This window comes from Microvirga sp. VF16 (assembly GCF_016864375.1).
Classification (GTDB): domain Bacteria; phylum Pseudomonadota; class Alphaproteobacteria; order Rhizobiales; family Beijerinckiaceae; genus Microvirga.
The window spans coordinates 2,030,317-2,050,512 of record NZ_CP069354.1 but is presented as its reverse complement, the minus strand read 5'-3'; the positions used below and the strand labels follow the sequence as shown (position 1 = coordinate 2,050,512).

Here is a 20,196-nt window from a genome sequence, read left to right as displayed (position 1 = left end):
TACCGTAAAGCTTTGGTTTTGAAGCACTTTAATCTGCTTCAGGAGTAGCGCTCGGTTTATGGCGGCATCACGGCGGAGCTTGGGCCAAGAGGGGCAAGATGTTGAAGGTTTGAAGGTGTTGCTTGGCCGCAACAATTTTGGGACAGGATTCCGCAATGGCGACTGCGCCAGACTCCCTGTTCAGAGAGTATCCGCAACGGCAGGTCTGATCCATAAAGATACCCTGTTTCAATCGAGAACCCCGCTCGTCGAGCGGCGAAATCAGGGAATTCACGCGATGGCTGCGCCTGTCCTTTGGGGATCCGAATTTCTTGTCAACACTTTCACGCAGGATGACCAGTCCATTTCAGACGTGGTGCTGCTGAAGGACGGATCCTTCGTCGCTGTCTGGGGACTGGGTCTCGCAGACGACCGGGGTGGAATTCGGGGACAGGTGTTCTATGCCGATGGCACGAAAAAGGGCGGCGAGTTCATCATCACCGATCATGCCGGGGCCGATGGAGACACAGGCCGACCATCGATTGCCGTGCTCAACGACGGCCGCTTCGTCGTCGCGTGGCAGGATTTCAGCCGGCAACCTGGAGATGACCAGACGGAGATCCGTGCGCGTCTATACTCACCGGCCGGGGAGGCCTTAGGGACGGAGTTCCTCGTCAATTCCAACAAAGATGGCATGCAAAGATGGCCCGATGTCTCGGCCACAGCCAACGGCGGATTTGTGATCACCTATGAAACGCCGCCTGTTCCAGGCGGTGTGGCCGCGCAGGCATATGACGCCAATGGCAATCCTCTCGGTGTCGAGACTCCCGTTCCTATGACCGCTGGATCCAATCCCATCGTGGTCGGGCTGAATAACGGCAACTATGCCGTCTTCTATTCGGGAAGCATAGCGGCCGATCCGTCCAGCATTGCCATCATCGGCCGCATCATGACGGCGGACGGGCAGCCGGCTCCCGGCAGCCAGGAATTCCTGGTTCCGACCACAACAACAGGCGACCAGCAGAACCCTGCTGCAACCCTGCTCGAAGATGGCCGCATCGTCGTGGTCTGGCAGCATCCCGATGGACCGACCGGCGACGGTTCAGGCTCCTGCATCATGGGGCAGATCCTGAACGCCGACGGCTCGAAATTGGGTGGCGAATTCCGGGTCAACGTGACGACGGAAAACGGCCAGATGAGGCCGGCAGTCACGGCGCTCGCGGGCGGGGGCTTCGCCGTGGCCTTCGAGGACACCAGTCGCTATGACGAAGCCAAGTCCGATATCTGTCTGGTGACCTTCGATCGCTTCGGTACCCGCGCCAGCGACGAGATCCGCGTCAATGCCGGCCTCGGCGAACAAACGGATGTCAGCCTGACCGCTCTGGCGGATGGCCGCATTCTGGTAAGCTGGAGCGACGAGACCCCAGGCCGCCCGGACGATCCGTTGGGCATCCGAGCCCAGATCGTGGATCCGCGCACTAAGGCGATCTCACACGCTGGAACGAGTTTCAACGATCAGTATATCGGCACCGGCTTTGGCGACACGCTGGGCGGCGCAGCCGGTTCAGATCACTTGCGCGGAGAAGGCGGGGACGACGTGCTCGATGGCGGGGCAGGTGCCGATATCCTGAGCGGCGGCGATGGCATCGACTTAGTCTCCTTCGCCAGTGCCAGGAGCGGCGTGACGGCGAGCCTTGCGGGCGGCAGCGGAGGCGATGCGGCGGGCGATACCTACAGCTCCATCGAAGGCCTTCTGGGCTCATCCTTCGATGACGTGTTCGTCGGCACCGGATCCGCGATCCTGAAAGGCCGAGCCGGCAACGACACCTATTACATCAAGGCCGGAGATGTTTTCGAGGAAGCCGTCAATGAAGGCCGGGACACGGTCATCGTCAGCGGTAGCTATGCGTTGAGCTCGGATGCGCAGATCGAGCTTCTCAAGCTCTCCGGCGTATCGTCGAGGGTCAGCGCCAATCTCACCGGCTCCAACACGGCCAACCAGATCTTCGGTCATGCGGGCGTGAACACGCTCAAGGGCCAGGGCGGCAACGACACCATCCATGGTGGCGCCGGCAACGACAAGCTTTATGGCGGTTCCGGCTCGGGCAAGGACACATTCGTCTTCGACACGACACCGCACAAGACCAGGAACGTGGATCGGATTTACGACTTCAATCCGAAATACGACTCGATCTGGTTGGAGAACAAATACTTCACCAAAGTGGGATCCGGCTCGGCCTCGAAGCCGAAGAAGTTCAAGAGCGATATGTTCGTGAAGAGCAGCAAGGCACAGGATGCCGAGGATCGGATCGTCTACGACAAGAAGTCAGGCGCGCTCTATTACGACAAGGACGGCACCGGCTCGGCGTCTCAGGTGAAGATCGCCACGCTCTCGAAGAACCTGAAGCTCACCTACAGCGACTTCTTCGTCATCTAGCGCATCGTGCGGAAAAGTGGCCCCGGTTTTCCGCGCCGAACGATGCGCCAGCCAAGAGGAGGAGCATCGGATTGATCCCAAAAGTGGATCCCACTTTTGGGTCCGATGCTCTAGCCTTTAGATGACCGAACAGGGCCGGATCCATTCCGGCCCTGTTCGGTCAGGACTCCACCGCTTCAGACGAGAACCAGACATCGTCGTAGACCGCGATGGCGTTCGCGTCGGGAGATCGTTCGCTCCTGATCCAGACGGAGCGAACGTCCGCAAGGTCGGCCTCGGTCGGCAGGTTTGCTACCGAGATTTTCTCGGTCGTGCCGCTGCACGAGATGAACCCGACCGTCATGAGCGAGTGCGCGCTGAATCCCCTCTCCCGGCGCGTCACGAGGAGCGCCGGCCCCCAGCCCTTGTGCGGCTGCCAGGGAAAGATCAGCCGCCCTCCCGGATTGAGTGCCCGCAACCATTGCACATCGGGGGCGATGGCACCCGCATTGACGTAAACGATGTCGGCATTCGGCAAGACCCGGCCGAAGGCGGAGGCCGCGTGGACGGTCACATTGGGATAAGGGGTCAGGTTTCTCGCCGCCTGGGCGGCCAGATCGGCTTCGTACTCGAACGCTTCGACATGCCCGTCCGGCTGCACGAGAAGCGCCAGGATGGCAGTATAGTAGCCGGTCCCCGCACCCACATGGATCACGGTCTCGCCAGGCTGCGGATCGACCGCATCGATCCAGGCTGCATGGAGGGCTGGCTCGCCATTGTTGATGCCGCGCTCGGAATCGATGGCGACGAGGACGTTGTTGTAAATCTCGGCGACGTCAGAGGTCCGCCTCGCGACACCCATGCTGATGACCGCCCATGGCGGGGGCGGCAGAAAGGCTTCGCGAACGACCTCTGCGAAGGCATCCCTGATCCGGCGATTTTCGACGCCGGCCAGGTTCATGACCTGAGACGCGTAGAAGCCTCGCGCCTTCTCGGACGCGTAGGCACCGGTCCCATCCTTCATGGTCACTGTCAGCCCTCCCCTCCGTTTGGAGAGGCCTCCAAGGATCGCGCCCATGATAAATGGGGCTTTTCAGGAATCTGCCAATGGCTCCCCGGCGTCTCACTTCCTTTGGTCTGGTCCTTGCGATGCTTCCGCTCCTGGCCGCCTGCACCCAGACAGCGGCTCCTGCAATGCCGCAGGAAGCCGAGGGATCGGGCGCCCTTGCCGCGATCGCTGACGCGCAGCAGACCCAGGCCAAGCACCGCATGACATCAGCCGCGCTGAACCTCGCAAGCTCGTTCGACCCAACCGGGCTGTCCGGCTATGCGGTCGGCGCGGTCGAGGAAGCGCAACAGCAGATCGAGGACGAGAAGTATCGGCGCATCGATGAAGAGGTCGAAAAAGCCCTCGCCGAAGCTGAGGCTTTGCACGCGCAGAACGAAAGGCTGGACCGGCAGAAGGCCAATACGGCGGGTAAGCCATCCCGCCGCAAGGTAGCGCCTTAAGCCGGCGGATTACATCCTGAACACGCCGAACCTGGTCTCGGGCACGGGAGCGTTCAGTGCAGCCGAGAAGGCGAGCGCCAGCACACGGCGCGTCTCGGAGGGCAGGATGATGCCGTCGTCCCACAGCCGCGCGGTGGCGTAATAGGGCGAGCCCTCTTTCTCGTACTTGTCGCGAATCGGCGTCTTGAAGGTCTCTTCTTCCTCCGTGCTCCAGGCCTTGCCCTCGGCCTCGATATTGTCGCGCCGCACGGTGGCGAGGACGCTTGCCGCCTGCTCGCCGCCCATCACCGAAATGCGCGAGTTCGGCCAGGTGAAGAGGAAGCGCGGGGAATAGGCGCGGCCGCACATGCCGTAATTGCCGGCACCGAAGGAACCGCCGACCAGAAGCGTGATCTTCGGCACCTGAGCGCAGGCCACCGCGGTCACCAGCTTCGCGCCATCCTTGGCGATACCGCCCGCCTCGTACTGGCGCCCGACCATGAAGCCGGAGATATTCTGCAGGAAGAGCAGCGGGATGCGCCGCTGGCAGCACAGCTCGATGAAATGCGCGCCCTTCTGTGCGCTCTCCGAGAACAGGATGCCGTTATTGGCGATGATGCCGACCGGCATGCCCCAGATCCGGGCAAAGCCTGTTACCAGCGTCGTGCCATAAAGGCGCTTGAACTCGTCGAACTCGGAACCGTCGACGAGGCGCGCGATCACCTCGCGGATGTCATACTGCTTCTTGAGATCGGTCGGCACGATCGCGTCGAGATCGGCGATGGCATATTTCGGCTCGACGGGATCGGAAATGTCGATGTCGATGCTCTTGCGGGTGTTCAGCGTGCCGACGATGCGACGCGCGATGGCGAGAGCATGAACGTCGTCGGTGGCGTAGTGATCCGCCACGCCGGATTGCCGGGCATGCACCTCCGCGCCGCCGAGATCCTCCGCCGACACCACCTCGCCCGTCGCCGCCTTCACCAGGGGCGGGCCGCCGAGGAAGATGGTGCCCTGACGGCGCACGATGATCGTCTCGTCGGACATCGCCGGCACATAGGCGCCGCCCGCCGTGCACGAACCCATGACGCAGGCGATCTGCGGGATGCCGAGCGAAGACAGGGTCGCCTGGTTGTAGAAGATGCGGCCGAAATGCTCGCGGTCGGGGAACACCTCGGTCTGGTGCGGCAGGTTCGCACCGCCCGAATCGACGAGATAGATGCAGGGCAGACGATTCTCGCGCGCCACTTCCTGGGCGCGCAGATGCTTCTTCACCGTCATCGGATAGTAGGTGCCGCCTTTGATCGTCGAGTCGTTGCAGACGATCATGACCTCGCGGCCTTCGACGCGCCCGATGCCGGTGATGATGCCGGCACCATGAATCGCGTCCTCATACATGCCGTGAGCGGCGAGCGAGCCAAGCTCCAGGAACGGGGCGCCGGGGTCGAGGAGGCGCATCACCCGCTCGCGCGGCAGGAGCTTGCCGCGGGCCAGATGCCGCTCCCGCGCCTTGGCTGGGCCACCCTCGGCGACCGACTGCCGCTTGGACTGGAGTTCCTGGGCGATTTCGGCCCAGGCGGCACGGTTCGCCCGCGCGGTTTCCGATGTCAGATCGGCAGAGGTGGCGATGACGGGCACGGCGCAGGTCTCCCTTGTTCCTGGCTCCTTCGCGGCGGCGAGCCGGAGAGCCTCACCGTCAGTACCTAGAACCGAGGAGCCCGCGCAACTGGCTTCAGCAGAAGGTCACGTCAGCCTTTCGCACGAATGACTGCCTCTTCGCGCACCACGCCGGGTCCGCAACGGTAGGCGATGCCGCGCACAAGCGACCAGTCATGGGAGACCTGCTGCAGGTAGAGATGCGTGCCGCCGAGCGCGACGGTCGCCTGGAGCATATCCTCGGTGGCGTAGCCGAAGGTGGAACGGCCGAGGGTCACGCCGAAGCCGATATCGACGGGCCTGTGGGTTCCCGGCGTCGTCGGCGTGACGGGACTGACCTCGGCGAGGCGCGTACAAGCCAGCACATCCGCAGGCGAATCGACGATCTTGACGAGTTCCGTCGGCGCAGGCCGGACGGCGCAGGCCGAGGCGGCCAGGGCGACGAGGGAAGCGAGAAGGGCACGTTGCATGGAAGTTCCGCCAATGATCAGCCGATTGCTCCAGCTTAGAGCATGAAGCGGTCTTGGGGAGAAGCCTTGCCGTATCCGCTGTGAAAAACCTAGACGCCGTGGCTCAAGAGCAACGGTCCGTTTACCCGCTCCGTCGGCCCGAAGATCTCCTCGAAAGCCTTGCGCATCGCCGCATCGACCTCCGGCATCGTGACGGGGATCCCGAGATCGACAAGGCTCGTCACCCCGTGCTGGGTCACGCCGCAGGGAACGATGCCGGAAAAATGCGAGAGATCCGGGTCCACGTTCAGGCTGATGCCGTGAAAGGTGGCCCAGCGGCGGACGCGGATTCCGATGGCGGCGATCTTGTCCTCGGCAGTCTCGCCCTTGTCAGGCCTGCGCACCCACACGCCGACCCGATCCTCCCGCCGCTCGCCGCGGATGTTGAAGGCATCCAGCGTCGCGATGAGCCAGGCCTCCAGGGCGGTCACATAGCGACGCAGATCCGGAGCGCGGCGCTTGAGATCGAGCATTACATAAGCCACCCGCTGCCCGGGGCCGTGATAGGTGTATTGCCCTCCCCGCCCCGTCTGATGAACGGGAAAGCGGTCAGGTTCCACGAGGTCCGCCGGCTTAGCGGAAGTCCCCGCCGTATAAAGCGGCGGATGCTCCACGAGCCAGACCAGCTCCCGCGCGTCACCCGCAGCGATCGCCTCGGCGCGCGCTTCCATGAAGGCCACTGCCTCCTCATAGCCGACAAGGCCATCCGTGATGAGCCATTCCACGGGGTCGGAGCCGCTGTCGGGATGGAATTGAACGGTCAGGCTGTCTCGCAGGTTCGACACCGATTCACCTTGGAACTTGGCGGGAAGCGGAGCGGGAATGCTCCGGTCCCTGGAAGGAGCACGGGTCAACCTCGCACTCTTCTTAAAACTCCCGCTTATATAGTCGTTACAGGCGCTTATCGCCTATACCGCCATAGGCAAGCGTGGCATTCGCTCAGCTCAATCGCCGCAAGCTCCACGGAAGGGGTTGCGGTGTCCCAATCGATCTGCTAGAGCGGCGACCTCTTCAGGAAAACCAGTCCTGAAACCGAGTTCGCGGTCATGGCGGAATTGGTAGACGCACTACCTTGAGGTGGTAGCGGGGAGACCCGTGGAGGTTCGAGTCCTCTTGACCGCACCAACTTTCGGCACGCTCGTGTCGAAGACGAAAAAGGCCCCTTTCGGGGCCTTTTTTGTTGACCATATCTGTTCAGCGCAAGGCGGCTTGAACCATCGTCTCAGCCCCCTGAATCGAGCTGGCAGGGACGGCCAATAACTGTTTCTTCGAGAAAGTCTTTTGGGCGCATTGCGTGGTCCTCCATGCGCACCTAAAAGGCGGACAACCCACCTTCAGAGCTTCAGAGGACGGCTGATGCTGGAAGTCGAAGACAAGACGCCGCTTCCGAAGCCCGATGGGCCTGAAACCGAATCCCTGGTCTTCAGGGACGAGGAAGGCGAGCTCAATCCGGAATTCCTGGCCGCCGCCGCCGATGCCATCGAGGCCTCGGAGGTCGAGCGCCTGCAGAAGCTCGTCGAGGACTTCCACGAATCCGAACTCGGCGATCTTCTCGAGGCGCTCGAGCCGGATCAGCGCCCGCGTCTCATCGAACTTCTCGGCACCTCCTTCGACTTCGCCGCCCTCACCGAGGTGGACGAAGCGGTCCGCGAGGAGATCCTCGAGGAACTCGAGACGGCGACCGTGGCCGAGGGCGTGCGCGACCTCGATTCCGACGACGCCGTCACCATTCTCGAAAGCCTTCCCGAAGAGGAGAAGGCAGAGGTTCTCGATCAGCTTCCCGCGATCGAGCGCGTCGCCCTCCAGCGCTCCCTCGACTACCCGGAAGACAGCGCCGGACGGCGCATGCAGACCGAGTTCATCGCTGTGCCGCCGTTCTGGACGGTGGGGCAGACCATCGACTTCATGCGCGAGACGGAGGAGTTGCCGGAGACCTTCTACGAGATCTTCGTCATCGATCCGGCCGCTCATCTGCTCGGAGCGGTTCCCCTGGACAAGCTCCTGCGCTCCAAGCGCCCGGTGACGATCCAGGACATCATGAACGCCGAGCCCGACCGGGTGGAGGCAACCGAGCATCAGGAGGAAGTCGCCCGCCTGTTCGAGCGCTACAACCTCGTCTCCGCCGCAGTGGTGGACGAGTCAGGCCGGCTCGTCGGCGTTATCCTTGTCGATGACATCGTGGACGTGCTCGAGGAAGAGGCGGACGCCGACATCAAGCAGCTCGGCGGCGTGAAATCGGACGAAGAGCTTTCCGATACGGTGCTCTATACCCAGAGAAGCCGCTTTCCCTGGCTTTTCGCCAATATGTGCACCGCCTTCCTGGCCGCGAGCGTCATCAGGCTCTTCTCGGAGTCCCTCGAGCGGATGGTGGCACTCGCCATCCTGATGCCCATCGTCGCCTCCATGGGCGGCAATGCCGGCACCCAGACCATGACTGTCGCCGTCCGGGCGCTCGCCACCCGCGAGCTCGGGCGCTCCAATGCCTGGCGCATCATCCGCCGCGAGGCGGCGGTCGGCCTGCTTAACGGGCTGGTCTTCGCCGTCATCCTGGGGAGCGTGGCCGGTCTGTGGTTCCAGTCGCCGCAGCTCGGGATCGTGATCGGCCTCGCACTCATCACGGTCCTGATCTTCGCGGCCCTCGGAGGCATCTTCGTGCCGCTGACCCTCAACAAGCTCGGCGTCGACCCAGCCGTGTCGTCTGGACCCTTCGTCACCAGCATCACGGACATCGTCGGCTTCCTAGCCTTTTTAGGTATCGCAACGGCCTGGTTTCATCTGTAGGCTCGCTTCGCACCGCTGTCGTAAGAGCCTGTTAACGCTCTTCCGGCATCTCTGGTGCGATCCCGTTTTGCGTACAATACAGTTGAACCGATGAAGACTCGCCGCCGCTCCTCCAGCCGCTCCAAGAGTTCCGGCCTAACGACATTCGTTCGGGCTGCCCGGTTCAGCGCGCTCGCTGCAATCGCCTTGGGTCTCGCCTCCTGCGCCATCGCCCCCTCGTCGGGCCGTTACCCGACCAAGGGTGACGCCCGTCCGCACGAGGGCGTCGCGACGGCTCACCGGTTGCCGATCCACGGCGTCGACATCTCCAAGTGGCAGGGTGACGTCGACTGGGCCGCCCTGCACCAGGCCGGCACCAAGTTCGCCTTCATCAAGGCGACCGAGGGCGGTGACCATATCGACAGCAAGTTCCATGAGAACTGGTGGGAGGCCAAGAAGGCGGGCGTTCCGCGCGGCGCCTACCATTTCGTCTATTGGTGCCGTCCGGCCCATGAGCAGGCCGCCTGGTTCAGGCGCAACGTGCCTCAGGATCCGCACGCCCTCCCCCCGGTTCTCGACGTGGAGTGGAACGGACAGTCGGTGAACTGCCCGAAAAAGGTTCCGCGCGAGCAGGCGCTCGCCATGATCAACGTGATGCTGCGCGAGATGGAAGCGCATACCGGCAAGCGGCCGATCATCTACACCGACATCACCTTCCATAAGGAGATCCTGGAGGGCGAGTTCAACGACTACCCGTACTGGATCCGCAGCACGGCAGCCGAGCCCCACGTGCGCTACAACGACCGCCGCTGGACCTTCTGGCAGTTCACGACGACGGGCCGGGTTCCCGGCGTGAAGGGCGATGTGGACCGCAACACGTTCTATGGCACCGAGAACCAGTGGCGCATGTTCGTCCAGAGCGCCTGCGACCCCCGCGACCATGGTCGCCTCAGTGCACAGGGCGTCTGCCGCAGCATGGACACCGTACAGACGGCGAGCATCGACGAGTAGCCACCTCAATCCTGCCGGACAGTTTCATCCAAGATCATCGGCCGGGAGCTCCGACGGGACCTTTGAAGCTCCAATCCTGAGCTAGAGCATCGGAATTGATCCCAAAAGTGGGCTCCACTTTTGGGATCAATTCCGATGCTCCCTCCTATAAGCGGCGCATCGTTGGGCGCGGAAAACCGGATCCACTTTTCCGCACGATGCGCTAAAGAGCCTCTCCTTAGGGAAGAACTTCCTATCTCAGTCAGAATATGATACGATACCATGTATCACTCACTCTGGCGCGAGTGGATCCCGATGTCTAAGAGCCGTCCGAACGATATCTTCTCAGCAAATCCAAAAGAATTATGGGAAGGCTTTCCCAACCCGGCACCTCAGCTTGGCGTATATCTCGTCGGCACGGATGCCGATGAAGTTCTCACCGGAACCGACTTCGGCGACACGATCGAAGGTGGCGCCGGCACCGACCTGCTCGAAGGTGGGTATGGCGACGACGTCTACATCTGGCGCCCCGGCCATGACGTCGATGTCGTGCGTGATTACGGCGGGAGCGACAAGGTTCTGATCGACGCAACCCCGGACCAGCTCAGATTCTTCGGACGGCTGGGAGAGAAAGGATATCCTCTCATCATTAAGTTTGGAGACGATCAACTCGCGATCGAGGGCTATTTCAGCGACGCCCCGTTCAAGAACGGCCAGATCGAAAAGCTGGTCTTCTCGAATGGCGTCGAATGGGGGTTGGAAGATGTCCTTGCTGTCCTGGAGAACGTGCCCGATCAGACCTCGGAAGGCGAATTCATCACCGGCACCGCGGGAGATGATACGCTCCAGGGCGGTGATAAAGACGACACTCTGGATGGTGCTCTCGGTGACGACGCTCTGTTCGGCGGCAAAGGCGACGATGTTTACGTGTGGAATCCCGGCAGCGGCAACGATCTGATCCAGGATGCTGGAGGCATGGACACGGCTTACATCGGCGCTGCATCGTCTGCAGTGACCTTGTTCGGCCATTTGGACGGAACCCTTGTCATTTCCTTGAATGGGCAGAATCTCACCATCAGGAACTATCTCGCGACAGGCGCCGAAGGGCGGTATATCGAGAACCTGATGTTCTCGGACGGTGTTACCTGGAGCCGAAACGACGTTCTGGAGATATTGAATCGTCCCAATCCTCCTCCGTCCAAGGATCTTTACCTTGTGGGGACTGAGAGCAACGACACCCTTCAAGGCGGCCAAGGTAACGATACTCTCGATGGCGCCGCCGGTGACGACGCGTTGTTCGGTGGCATGGGTGACGACGTCTATGTATGGGGCGAGACCAAGGGCTTCGACCTGATCGAGGATGCCGGAGGGGCGGACACCGTTCAGATCGGCACGGCTTCGTCCGCCGTGAAGCTGCAAATGCATCTCGACGGCACCTTAGTTGTCTCGTTGGATGACAGCGCTCTGACGATCAGAAACTATCTCGCCGCCTCGGAAAAGGGTGGCCATATCGAGAAGCTGGTTTTCGCGGACGGCGCCGTATGGGATTTGGACAAGGTCCTCGCAATCCTATCTGATCCGAAACCCGATCCAGTTCCGGAGCCCGACCCTGTTCCCGAACCCGAAGGTGAGGTTATCGTTGGTCAGAAAGGCAATGACGTTCTGCTCGGGACCCTCGACGACGACACCCTCATAGGCGGAATTGGCCAGGACACCCTCGATGGCGGAGCCGGCAATGACATCCTTGTCGGCGGTCAGGGCAAGGACGTTCTGACGGGTGGAGCGGGTGAAGACTTCTTCGTCGTCATGAAGAATGCGGATCTCGGAACCGGCAGCAAGCGAGATACGATCACGGACTTCGAAACTGGTGTTGATCTCATCGATCTCGGCAAGCTCGATGCGAATAGCCCAACAAAAAGGAACGATGCCTTCAAGGTTCTGTTAAAGGGCAAAGCGGCTTTCACGAAAGCAGGGCAACTCCACTACGATTCGAAGACAGGGATCCTCTCGGGCAACACCGATAGAGACACCCAAGCGGAGTTCCAGATCCTGCTCAAGAACAAGCCTAAGGCTCTCCACCTCGACGACTTCGTTCTCTGACGTTTCGGCTGGCTCCAGCCAAGATCGAGCTCCCTCACCCAGCGTGAGGGAGCCTTTTCTTTATGGCTTACGACCAATTGCCGGTCGCTGGGACAGCCCCACCTTTCCTTTTCCAAGCGATCCGGCCTTGATAAGGGCAGCATTGCTGACCAAAATGGGCGATCAGAAAAGCGATCCATCGCGACCCGCTTCAGCGGGCCGAGGAATGGAATTGGGAGGACAAGAGATGCTGCCGAATGCCGCCAAGAGCTTCAATTTCGATCTCGGCGAGACCGCCGATGCCATCCGCGAGACTGTGCGCGACTTCGCACAGGAGAAGATCGCACCGCGGGCGGAGGAGATCGACCGCACCAACCAGTTCCCGCGCGACCTCTGGCCCCAGATGGGCGATCTTGGCCTGCACGGCATCACGGTCGAGGAGGAATATGGCGGCGCGGGCCTCGGCTATCTCGAGCACGTGATCGCCATGGAGGAGATCTCCCGCGCCTCCGCCTCGGTCGGCCTTTCCTACGGCGCCCATTCGAACCTCTGCGTCAACCAGATCCGCCGCAACGGCAACGAGGAGCAGAAGCGCCGCTACCTGCCGAAGCTGATCTCCGGCGAACATCTCGGCGCACTCGCCATGTCCGAGCCCGGCTCCGGCTCCGACGTGGTCTCCATGCGCACCCGCGCCGAGAAGCGCGGCGACCGCTATGTGCTCAACGGCAACAAGATGTGGATCACCAACGGCCCCACCGCCGAGACCCTGGTGGTCTATGCCAAGACCGACCCGGAGGCAGGCCCCCGCGGGATGACCGCCTTCCTGATCGAGAAGGATTTCAAGGGTTTCTCTACGCATCAGAAGCTAGACAAGCTCGGCATGCGCGGCTCCGACACCTGCGAGCTGGTGTTCCAGGATTGCGAGGTGCCGGAGGAGAACGTGCTCGGCCAGGTCGGCAAGGGCGTGAACGTGCTCATGTCCGGCCTCGATTACGAGCGTGCCGTGCTGGCGGCTGGCTCCACGGGCATCATGCAGGCCTGCCTGGATGTGGTGCTGCCGTATATCCATGAGCGCAAGCAGTTCGGACAGGCCATCGGCGAATTCCAGCTCGTGCAGGGCAAGGTCGCCGACATGTATGTGACCATGAATGCGGCGAAGGCCTATGTCTATGCGGTCGCCAAGGCCTGCGACCGGGGCGAGACGACCCGTGAGGATGCCGCCGGCGCCATCCTCTATGCCGCCGAGAACGCCACCAAGATGGCTCTCGACGCGATCCAGCTTCTCGGCGGGAACGGCTACATCAACGACTACCCGACGGGCCGCCTGCTGCGCGACGCGAAGCTCTACGAGATCGGCGCCGGCACCAGCGAGATCCGCCGCATGCTGATCGGCCGCGAGCTCTTCGCCAAGACGGCATAAGAGGTGGCCCATAAAGGAGTGAGGCGCGACCGACCCTCTCCCCCTTGTGGGGGAGAGTTGGAGATGTGGGGGAGAGTTGGAGAGGGGGGTGCTGCGCAGGACTGGAACCAGCATGGCGCTCACACCCCCCTCCCTAGCCCTCCCCCACAAGGAGGGAGGGGAATAGCGCCTACATCCCAGCGCCAGCCACCCAGTGATGAATGACTCAGACTTTGAGGAAGTTTGCTCCTGCGATGACCATGTGGACCGAAACGGTTACAGTGAGGAATTCATTGATAACCGCGAGGCCTCGATGACCCTGCAGCTCTACGCGCATCCCTTCTCTTCGTACTGCCAGAAAGTCCTGACCGCGCTGTACGAGAACGGCACGCCGTTCGACTACCGCATGCTCGGCAATGAGCAGATCGACGCCGAGCTGGAGGCGCTCTGGCCGATCAAGCGCTTCCCCGTGCTCGTGGACGATGGCCGCACCGTGATGGAAGCCATCGTCATCATCGAGTATCTGGGACTTTATCACCCAGGCCCGGTGCGGCTGATCCCCGAGGACCCACGAGAGGCTCTCAATGTGCGCCTGATGGATCGGTTCTTCGACAATTACGTCATGACGCCGATGCAGAAGATTGTGTTCGATCACATCCGCAAGGAGGGAGATCGCGATCCCCCTGGCGTGGCTGATGCCCATGCGATGCTCGACAAGGCCTATGGCTGGCTCGACAAGACGCTCGCCGGGCGCGAATGGGCAGCGGGGGCGTCGTTCAGCGCCGCCGACTGCGCGGCGGCTCCGTCGCTGTTCTATGCCGACTGGGTTCACCCCATCGGAGAGGCGTATCCGCACGTCCGGGATTACCGGACAAAGCTCCTCGCCCGTCCGTCCTTCGCGCGAGCGGTCAACGAGGCCCGGCCCTATCGCCATTTCTTCCCGCCGGGTGCGCCCGACCGCGACTGAGGCACGATAAGAGAGAGTTGAGCACCCCCTTGCCCCCTCCCCACAAGGGGGAGGGAAAATGCGCCTGCATTCCATGCGAACTGCCAATAATTTGTAAGCCAGACTCTGAGATGGCGCTCATTCGGCCGGAACGCTATGAAAGCCCGATCCACCATCAGGAAACCGCCATGACCCTCGACAAGACCATCGCCGATGCCCTGCGCGCCGCCTCGACCGCCACGATCACCACCGTGCTGCTGAAGAAGGGCGTCCGCCGCTGCTGGATGAAAGGGCCGATGCCGGCCTTCAACGCCACGGAAAAGATGGTCGGCCGCGCCTTCACCTTACGCTTCGTGCCGGCGCGCGAGGATCTGGCGACGCCGGAATCCTGGGCCTCCCCGCGCTCCACCCGTGCGGCCATCGAGGACATGCCGGAAGGCTGCATCGCCGTGGTCGATTCCATGGGCATCACCGATGCCGGCATTTTCGGCGACATCCTCACCGCCCGCATGCAGAAGCGCGGCGTCGCAGCGCTGATCACGGACGGCGTGGTGCGCGATGCGGTCGGCGTCGAGGGGACGCACCTGCCGGTCTGGTGCGCAGGCGTCGCGGCACCTCCCTCTGTGGCCGGCCTCACCTTCGTCGGCTGGCAGGAACCCATCGGCTGCGGCGGCGTCGCGATCTTCCCGGATGACGTGATCGTCGCCGACCGGGACGGCGTGGTGGTGATCCCCGCCGCCATGGTGGAAGAGGTCGCCAAGGCTGCCGTCGAGCAGGAGCGTTACGAGCTTTGGGTCATGCGCGAGGTCGAGAAGGGCGTCCCCCTCCCCGGCCTCTATCCGCCGAATGCCGAGACCAAGGCCCGCTACGAGGCCGAACTGAACAAGTCGTAAGACTGAACCGAGTAAGGATGGCGGGTGTTCTACTACCTCTCGAAAGTCGCGTGGTTCTTCGCCACGCCATCCAACCTCCTGATCAGTCTCATCCTGCTCGGGCTGATCCTCGCTTTCTTCAAGCGACTGCGTCTGTTCGGCATCGGTCTAAGCCTCGCCATGACGCTGGCGACCATCGGTCTCGGCCTTCTGCCCATCGCCAGCTACGTCCTGACTCCGTTGGAAGAGCGCTTTCCGCCCTTCCGCGACGACGGCAGGCCGGTGGACGGCATCGTCCTTCTTGGCGGCTCCGTCGAGGCTGCGGATTCCGCCTCCCGCGGTATGATCGTCTCCAATGAATCGGCGGAGCGCGTGCTCGATACCATTCAGCTTGCCCACCGCTATCCGAACGCCCGCATCCTGATCTCGGGAGGTGGAGGCACGGTCTTCGGCGATGGTGCTGCGGAGGCTCCCATCATCGCGGCCTATCTGAAAAGTGTCGGCATCGACCCGGCCCGCATCCTGGTGGAGGACCGCTCACGCACGACCTCCGAGAACGCGCTCTTCTCACGTGATCTCGCGAAGCCCCAGGAGGGCGAGCGCTGGCTACTCGTAACCTCCGCCTGGCACATGCCGCGGGCCGTTGGCGTGTTCGAGAAGGCGGAGTTTCCGGTCACGCCCTATCCCGTCGATTTCCGCACCGGCGGCGGACGCAATACGCACCGCCCCTTCGCCTTCATCTCGGAAGGCTTGCGGCGGCTCGATCTCGGCACGAAGGAATGGGCAGGCCTGATCGGCTATTATGCGACGGGCCGCACGTCGAGGCTGTTTCCAAGTCCTTAGGTTTCCGCTTCGGGCGGCAGCGCCAGCCGGTAGGTGCCGCGGAAATCGTCGGGATCAACGGGACGTCCTTTGCGCAGGATGACGATGCGCCCCTCCTTCATGAGTCGCACGGCCACCTTCCGCACCGGCTGCATGAGCGGCCCCCATCCCTCCGGCTGGTTGCCGCCGAGGACTTGCGCCACATCGGCCGGGCCGATGGTCTTGCCGGGGCCACGCTCCTCAAGAAGGGACAGCATCGCGGTTTCCAGCTCCTCCGGCGTCGCATTCTTAGACATCGGTCGACCTCAAGGCTGCATCGTGCGCATCCGACAGGAATTGGCGCCGCCACATGACGAGCAGAACGCCGGCCGTCGCCGCGATAAAAAGATAAGCGCTCACAAACCAGCCGAGATAGGCCAGCGAGAAGAAGAAGGCCCGCTGCCCCCGGTTGAAATGCTTGCCGGCGACCGCATTCATGGTGCCTGCCTGCCGGGCCACCGCGAGGGCCTCGGTCTGGTTGCTTTCCTTGAGGACGGGAACTGCGCCAACGATGATCACCATGTAGTTGAAGAGGCGGTACGCCCAGGCAAATTTGAAAAAGGCATAGACGAAGATCACCGCCAGTCCGATCACCTTCACGTCCCAGGCAAGCCGCGTCGGCGGAGGACCGAACGGAAGGTCGGCAAAGACGGGAAGCACCGAGTCGGTGGATTGCAGCAGCGCCAGCACGCCGCCGATGGCGATCAGCGAGGTCGAGGCGAAGAAGGCGGTACCGTTCATGAGCGAGGCCATGATCGTGGTGTCGACGATCCGGTTCTCGCGCACCACCATCTGCTCCATCCAGCGATACCGGTACTGGTTCATGATCTTATTCAGGCTTCTCTGCCCGGCGGGCGTGAGCTCGAGCGCGGCGTGATAGCCGAACCAGGCGATCAGAAAAAAGGCCAGCGCCACATAATCGAGATTGGTGAAACCCAGCACCCGTCGCCTCCGGTTGACTCCGCTTCCATCTTGCCCAGTTTGTTGAAGGGTTCAAACAGGAAGAACATTCTGTCATGCCTCAGACCATCACACGCGGCTACAAGACATTGCTCGACGAGGCCCATGCGAAGATCAAGACGCTGCCTGTCGCCGAGGCCATGGCTCTGCATGGCCAGGAGGACGTGGTGTTCGTGGACCTGCGCGATCCGCGGGAGCTGGAAAGAGAAGGACGCGTGCCCGGCGCTGTTCACTGTCCGCGCGGCATGCTGGAATTCTGGATCGATCCTGAAAGCCCCTATCACAAGCCGGTCTTCGCCCAGGACAAGACCTTCGTGTTCTTCTGCGCCGCCGGCTGGCGCTCGGCTCTCTCGACGGCGACGGCACAGGATATGGGGTTGAAGCCTGTCGCCCATGTGGAGGGCGGCTTCACCGCCTGGAAGAAGGCGGGAGGCCCTGTGGAGACTACGGAGCCAGCGAAAAGCTAGACGGTTCCCCGGATCTCGAACCGGCCCGAAGCATCGACTTCCGCGTCACCAGCACGGAGGAGTTCGACCTGTGTCACATGGGAGCCGTAAGGCCCCTCATGACAGGCCTTGAGCATCACCTCGACGAGGTTTTCCGGACCTGAAAACACTGCCTCGACGGTGCCGTCTCGCCGATTGCGAACCCAACCTTTCAGCCCATGCAGTTCCGCCTGATGTTGCGTCCAGGCCCGAAAGCTCACGCCCTGGACGCGTCCATGGATCAGAACATGTGACGTTCGGCTCTCGGTCATCGTCTTTCAGCGGTGTGCGTGGCGGGCATCGGTATGGCGCCCGGCGTAATCCTCATCGAGCGTCTGGATGATACGCTCGCCATTCTGCGGGTCCACTTTGCGCAGGATCTCGTCGATCTTCGCTTCGACCCGGTCGTCGCCTTCCTTGGATTGGGGCGAGCCGACATAAAGAAGGATGGCGAGACCGCCGACCTGCCAGAGGAGCTGCAGAAATTCCGATTGCCAATTCTCCAGGGTGTCCCGCATCATCTCGACCAGATATTCGGAGGTCTGGATCGGCTGGGCGTGGGCCTGCTGTTCGCTGACATAGGCGAACCAGCCGAAGAGCCAGTGACCGATCAGGGAAATGATGAAGAAACCCAAGGTGATCCAGGCATAGCCATAGGCTTTCCAGATGGAGTGGGTCTTCGTGTCCATGAGCGAACCTCCTACGCAATACGGCGACTCAACGCGCTCCCGTGGGGAAGGTTCTCCCGGAGATTGAGACTCAGCGGGACTTGCGGATCGTCCCCGAGGGAGCGCTCCAGAGCGGTCGGACTTTAGGAGCCTGAGGAACCGGTGCCGCCATCTGCGTCTTCGGCAGCCATATACCTAAGCTTCGGATGTAATCCTCCGGCAGGCCCGCGTGCTTGGCTGCCTCCACCACCCCTTCCATATAGCCCGGCAGCGGCGTTCCCGGCTTGGTGCTCCGTCCGATATAAACGACAGCCCGGCGCGGCCCATGCTCCGTCACGATGGGCTGGATCACCTTGGTGTAAAGGCCGGTCGAAAGGCTCTCATAGCGGTCGAGAGCGGGCACATCGGCGAGCGCCAGATCCCACACCATGCCCCAGACCGCGCGTTGCGGATCGCGCATCACGGAGGCATAGCCTTCGTCGAAAATGATGAAGCGGTGGCGCATGAGCCGCCCGATGCCGACCGGCTTCGAAGCCGGACAGCGCTGGAGCATGGCGGCCTGGTCCATGTTGGAGCCATAGGCGAAATAGAGGGGCATGGACTAACGCATCCTTTGTTGCTGACCCCACCTCTTTCTCGGAGAGGTCGCAAGCCCTCCTCCCCCTAGACCAAATGTTCGCCTGAGATTGGGGCGACCCGTCTCACAGTATGCAGGTGTTCGAGGATTGCGCCGGATGGTTCGGCGCCGAGCCTCATGCATCGGAGACGGGTCATGGGTGAGCCTATCATCTTTGTCGGATTGGATGTGCACAAAGACACCATCACGGTGGCGCTGGCTGAAGAGGGCCAGCGCGGCGAAGTGCGCGAGTATGGCCGGATCGCCAACACGCCTGCAGATCTCAAAAAGCTGGTGGACAAGCTGGGATGCACAGGCCGCACTCTGCGGTTCTGCTACGAGGCGGGTCCATGCGGCTATGGCATCCAGCGTCAACTAACGGCGGCCGGGCACGTGTGTGTGGTGGTGGCTCCCTCACTGATCCCGCGCAAGCCAGGCGAGCGCATCAAGACCGACCGGCGCGATGCCAGCAACTTGGCCAGGCTGCATCGGGCCGGCGAACTCACCTCCGTCTGGGTTCCTGATCCGGCTCATGAGGCCCTGCGCGATCTGGTTCGGGCCCGTCTGGCGGCAGTGCGAGCCTTGCGCCAAGCCCGTCAGCAGCTCTCGGGCTTTCTCCTGCGCCATGGGCGACATTACAACCGACCGGCTTGGACCCTGATGCACCGGCGTTGGCTGGCCGGACTGCGCTTTGACCAGGAGATCCACCACGTTGTGCTGGAGGATCTCATCGCGACGGTCGAAGCTGCCACAGAGCGACGGGACCGGCTGACGCGTCAGATCGAGATGGTCCTGCCCACCTGGTCTCTGGCTCCGGTCGTCCGAGCCCTGCAGGCTTTGCGCGGCATCGCCCTGGTGAACGCGGCCACGATCATTGCCGAACTCGGTGACCTGACGCGCTTTGCCAACCCGCGGCATCTGATGGCTTACCTTGGGCTGGTTCCCTCTGAACAGTCCAGCGGCCAGAGGAGACGCCAGGGTGGGATCACCAAAGCCGGGAATGGGGCGGCCCGGCGCCTGTTGATCGAAGCCGCCTGGTGTTACCGCTTTCCGGCGCGGGTCAGCCGCGAGCTGCTGCTGCGGCAGGAGGGCTTGGCTTCCACGATCCGGGACACAGCCTGGAAGGCCCAGCTGCGGCTGTGCCGGCGTTATCGCCGACTGTCCCAAGCCGGCAAGCTGCCGACTGTGGTGACCACCGCCATCGCCCGCGAACTGGCTGGCTTTGTCTGGGCCATTGCCCGGCAGGCGTAGGCCCCGCTGATCCGCTGCCAATCCAACTCAGGGAGGTGCGCCGCGCTCATTAACATCATCTGCAGCCGAGCAAGGCCGGAGGTGCGATCCCGGCAGGAGAACCCTCGCCACCCACTACCAGCCGGATCCACTCCGACGCTGGTTCCTAGACCGAGGCAGCTCCGCGACGCATCAGGTCCTGCGGTTTTGATCCGCGTATCAGAGGATGATCAACCGTCGTTTCAGGATCGTGCCTCCTGCTTTGCCCGGGTGCAGCTGTCC

Annotated in this window: 19 protein-coding genes, 1 tRNA gene and 1 pseudogene; 12 read left to right on the top strand and 9 right to left on the bottom strand. The window is 62.5% G+C overall.

The features are described 5' to 3' along the window. Positions 1-277: 277 nt before the first annotated feature. Positions 278-2,416 (top strand): hypothetical protein, encoded by a 2,139-nt coding sequence (locus JO965_RS09770; protein ID WP_203443449.1) that lies wholly within the window; start codon positions 278-280, stop codon positions 2,414-2,416. A gap of 160 nt (positions 2,417-2,576) precedes the next feature. Here the strand turns inward: JO965_RS09770 and JO965_RS09765 are convergent, their stop codons facing one another. Beyond that, positions 2,577-3,419: a protein-L-isoaspartate O-methyltransferase gene (locus JO965_RS09765; RefSeq protein WP_203444122.1), complete on the bottom strand. Its 843-nt coding sequence runs from the start codon at positions 3,417-3,419 to the stop codon at positions 2,577-2,579. Between the two features lie 83 nt (positions 3,420-3,502). Here JO965_RS09765 and JO965_RS09760 point away from each other — a divergent pair, with 83 nt between their 5' ends. Beyond that, entirely contained in the window at positions 3,503-3,904 is a 402-nt protein-coding gene (locus tag JO965_RS09760) for a hypothetical protein (protein WP_203443448.1), read from the top strand. A gap of 9 nt (positions 3,905-3,913) precedes the next feature. Here JO965_RS09760 and JO965_RS09755 read toward each other — a convergent pair whose 3' ends face one another. The 3 genes from JO965_RS09755 to lipB form a co-directional block, all read right to left on the bottom strand. Continuing rightward, positions 3,914-5,521: a carboxyl transferase domain-containing protein gene (locus JO965_RS09755; protein WP_203443447.1), complete on the bottom strand. Its 1,608-nt coding sequence runs from the start codon at positions 5,519-5,521 to the stop codon at positions 3,914-3,916. A 110-nt stretch (positions 5,522-5,631) separates the two neighbouring features. Further along, positions 5,632-6,009: a hypothetical protein gene (locus tag JO965_RS09750; protein WP_203443446.1), complete on the bottom strand. Its 378-nt coding sequence runs from the start codon at positions 6,007-6,009 to the stop codon at positions 5,632-5,634. 89 nt (positions 6,010-6,098) lie between these two features. Beyond that, a complete protein-coding gene (lipB, locus tag JO965_RS09745) occupies positions 6,099-6,824 on the bottom strand; it encodes a lipoyl(octanoyl) transferase LipB (RefSeq protein WP_371826870.1) in 726 nt (241 codons plus the stop codon). 264 nt (positions 6,825-7,088) lie between these two features. Here lipB and JO965_RS09740 point away from each other — a divergent pair. The 8 genes from JO965_RS09740 (at position 7,089) to JO965_RS09705 (ending at position 15,937) form a co-directional block, all read left to right on the top strand. Then, positions 7,089-7,173, top strand: a tRNA-Leu gene (locus tag JO965_RS09740). A 231-nt stretch (positions 7,174-7,404) separates the two neighbouring features. Then, positions 7,405-8,829, top strand: a complete 1,425-nt coding sequence (gene mgtE / locus JO965_RS09735) for a magnesium transporter (RefSeq protein WP_203443445.1) — start codon at positions 7,405-7,407, stop codon at positions 8,827-8,829. Positions 8,830-8,919: 90 nt separating this feature from the next. After that, a complete protein-coding gene (locus JO965_RS09730; protein ID WP_203443444.1) occupies positions 8,920-9,819 on the top strand; it encodes a GH25 family lysozyme in 900 nt (299 codons plus the stop codon). A gap of 261 nt (positions 9,820-10,080) precedes the next feature. Then, positions 10,081-11,898 carry a calcium-binding protein gene (locus JO965_RS49170; protein ID WP_203443443.1) on the top strand — a complete coding sequence of 606 codons (1,818 nt, stop codon included), beginning with the start codon at positions 10,081-10,083 and terminating at the stop codon, positions 11,896-11,898. Between the two features lie 226 nt (positions 11,899-12,124). Next, positions 12,125-13,297: an isovaleryl-CoA dehydrogenase gene (locus JO965_RS09720; RefSeq protein WP_203443442.1), complete on the top strand. Its 1,173-nt coding sequence runs from the start codon at positions 12,125-12,127 to the stop codon at positions 13,295-13,297. Positions 13,298-13,589: 292 nt separating this feature from the next. Then, positions 13,590-14,243, top strand: a complete 654-nt coding sequence (locus JO965_RS09715; RefSeq protein WP_203443441.1) for a glutathione S-transferase family protein — start codon at positions 13,590-13,592, stop codon at positions 14,241-14,243. A gap of 167 nt (positions 14,244-14,410) precedes the next feature. Beyond that, on the top strand, positions 14,411-15,115 hold the full coding sequence (locus tag JO965_RS09710) for a ribonuclease activity regulator RraA (RefSeq protein WP_203443440.1): 705 nt from the start codon (positions 14,411-14,413) through the stop codon (positions 15,113-15,115). A 24-nt stretch (positions 15,116-15,139) separates the two neighbouring features. Then, positions 15,140-15,937, top strand: a complete 798-nt coding sequence (locus JO965_RS09705) for a YdcF family protein (RefSeq protein ID WP_203443439.1) — start codon at positions 15,140-15,142, stop codon at positions 15,935-15,937. Here the strand turns inward: JO965_RS09705 and JO965_RS09700 are convergent. Together JO965_RS09700 and JO965_RS09695 are read right to left on the bottom strand one after the other, a co-directional pair. Then, on the bottom strand, positions 15,934-16,212 hold the full coding sequence (locus tag JO965_RS09700; protein WP_203443438.1) for a DUF3253 domain-containing protein: 279 nt from the start codon (positions 16,210-16,212) through the stop codon (positions 15,934-15,936). The two genes, JO965_RS09705 and JO965_RS09700, sit on opposite strands and share 4 nt — an antisense overlap. Further along, positions 16,205-16,897: a DUF599 domain-containing protein gene (locus tag JO965_RS09695; RefSeq protein WP_203443437.1), complete on the bottom strand. Its 693-nt coding sequence runs from the start codon at positions 16,895-16,897 to the stop codon at positions 16,205-16,207. Before JO965_RS09695 ends, JO965_RS09700 begins: the two co-directional genes overlap by 8 nt. Before the next feature lie 74 nt (positions 16,898-16,971). Here JO965_RS09695 and JO965_RS09690 point away from each other — a divergent pair, with 74 nt between their 5' ends. Next, a complete protein-coding gene (locus JO965_RS09690; protein ID WP_203443436.1) occupies positions 16,972-17,382 on the top strand; it encodes a rhodanese-like domain-containing protein in 411 nt (136 codons plus the stop codon). On the opposite strand, the gene JO965_RS09685 is transcribed toward JO965_RS09690, so the two are convergent. From JO965_RS09685 to JO965_RS09675, 3 genes and pseudogenes are all read right to left on the bottom strand, one after another. Beyond that, complete coding sequence (locus tag JO965_RS09685; RefSeq protein ID WP_203443435.1) at positions 17,379-17,672, bottom strand: acylphosphatase; 294 nt, start codon at positions 17,670-17,672, stop codon at positions 17,379-17,381. The two genes, JO965_RS09690 and JO965_RS09685, sit on opposite strands and share 4 nt — an antisense overlap. A gap of 6 nt (positions 17,673-17,678) precedes the next feature. Further along, positions 17,679-18,089, bottom strand: coding sequence for a DUF6766 family protein (locus JO965_RS09680; RefSeq protein WP_203443434.1), 411 nt, complete (start codon positions 18,087-18,089; stop codon positions 17,679-17,681). 163 nt (positions 18,090-18,252) lie between these two features. Then, positions 18,253-18,666, bottom strand: a pseudogene (locus tag JO965_RS09675) (gamma-glutamylcyclotransferase family protein); the annotation flags it as partial. A 174-nt stretch (positions 18,667-18,840) separates the two neighbouring features. Here JO965_RS09675 and JO965_RS09670 point away from each other — a divergent pair. Next, positions 18,841-19,935 carry an IS110 family transposase gene (locus JO965_RS09670; protein WP_203439323.1) on the top strand — a complete coding sequence of 365 codons (1,095 nt, stop codon included), beginning with the start codon at positions 18,841-18,843 and terminating at the stop codon, positions 19,933-19,935. Positions 19,936-20,196 lie beyond the last annotated feature (261 nt).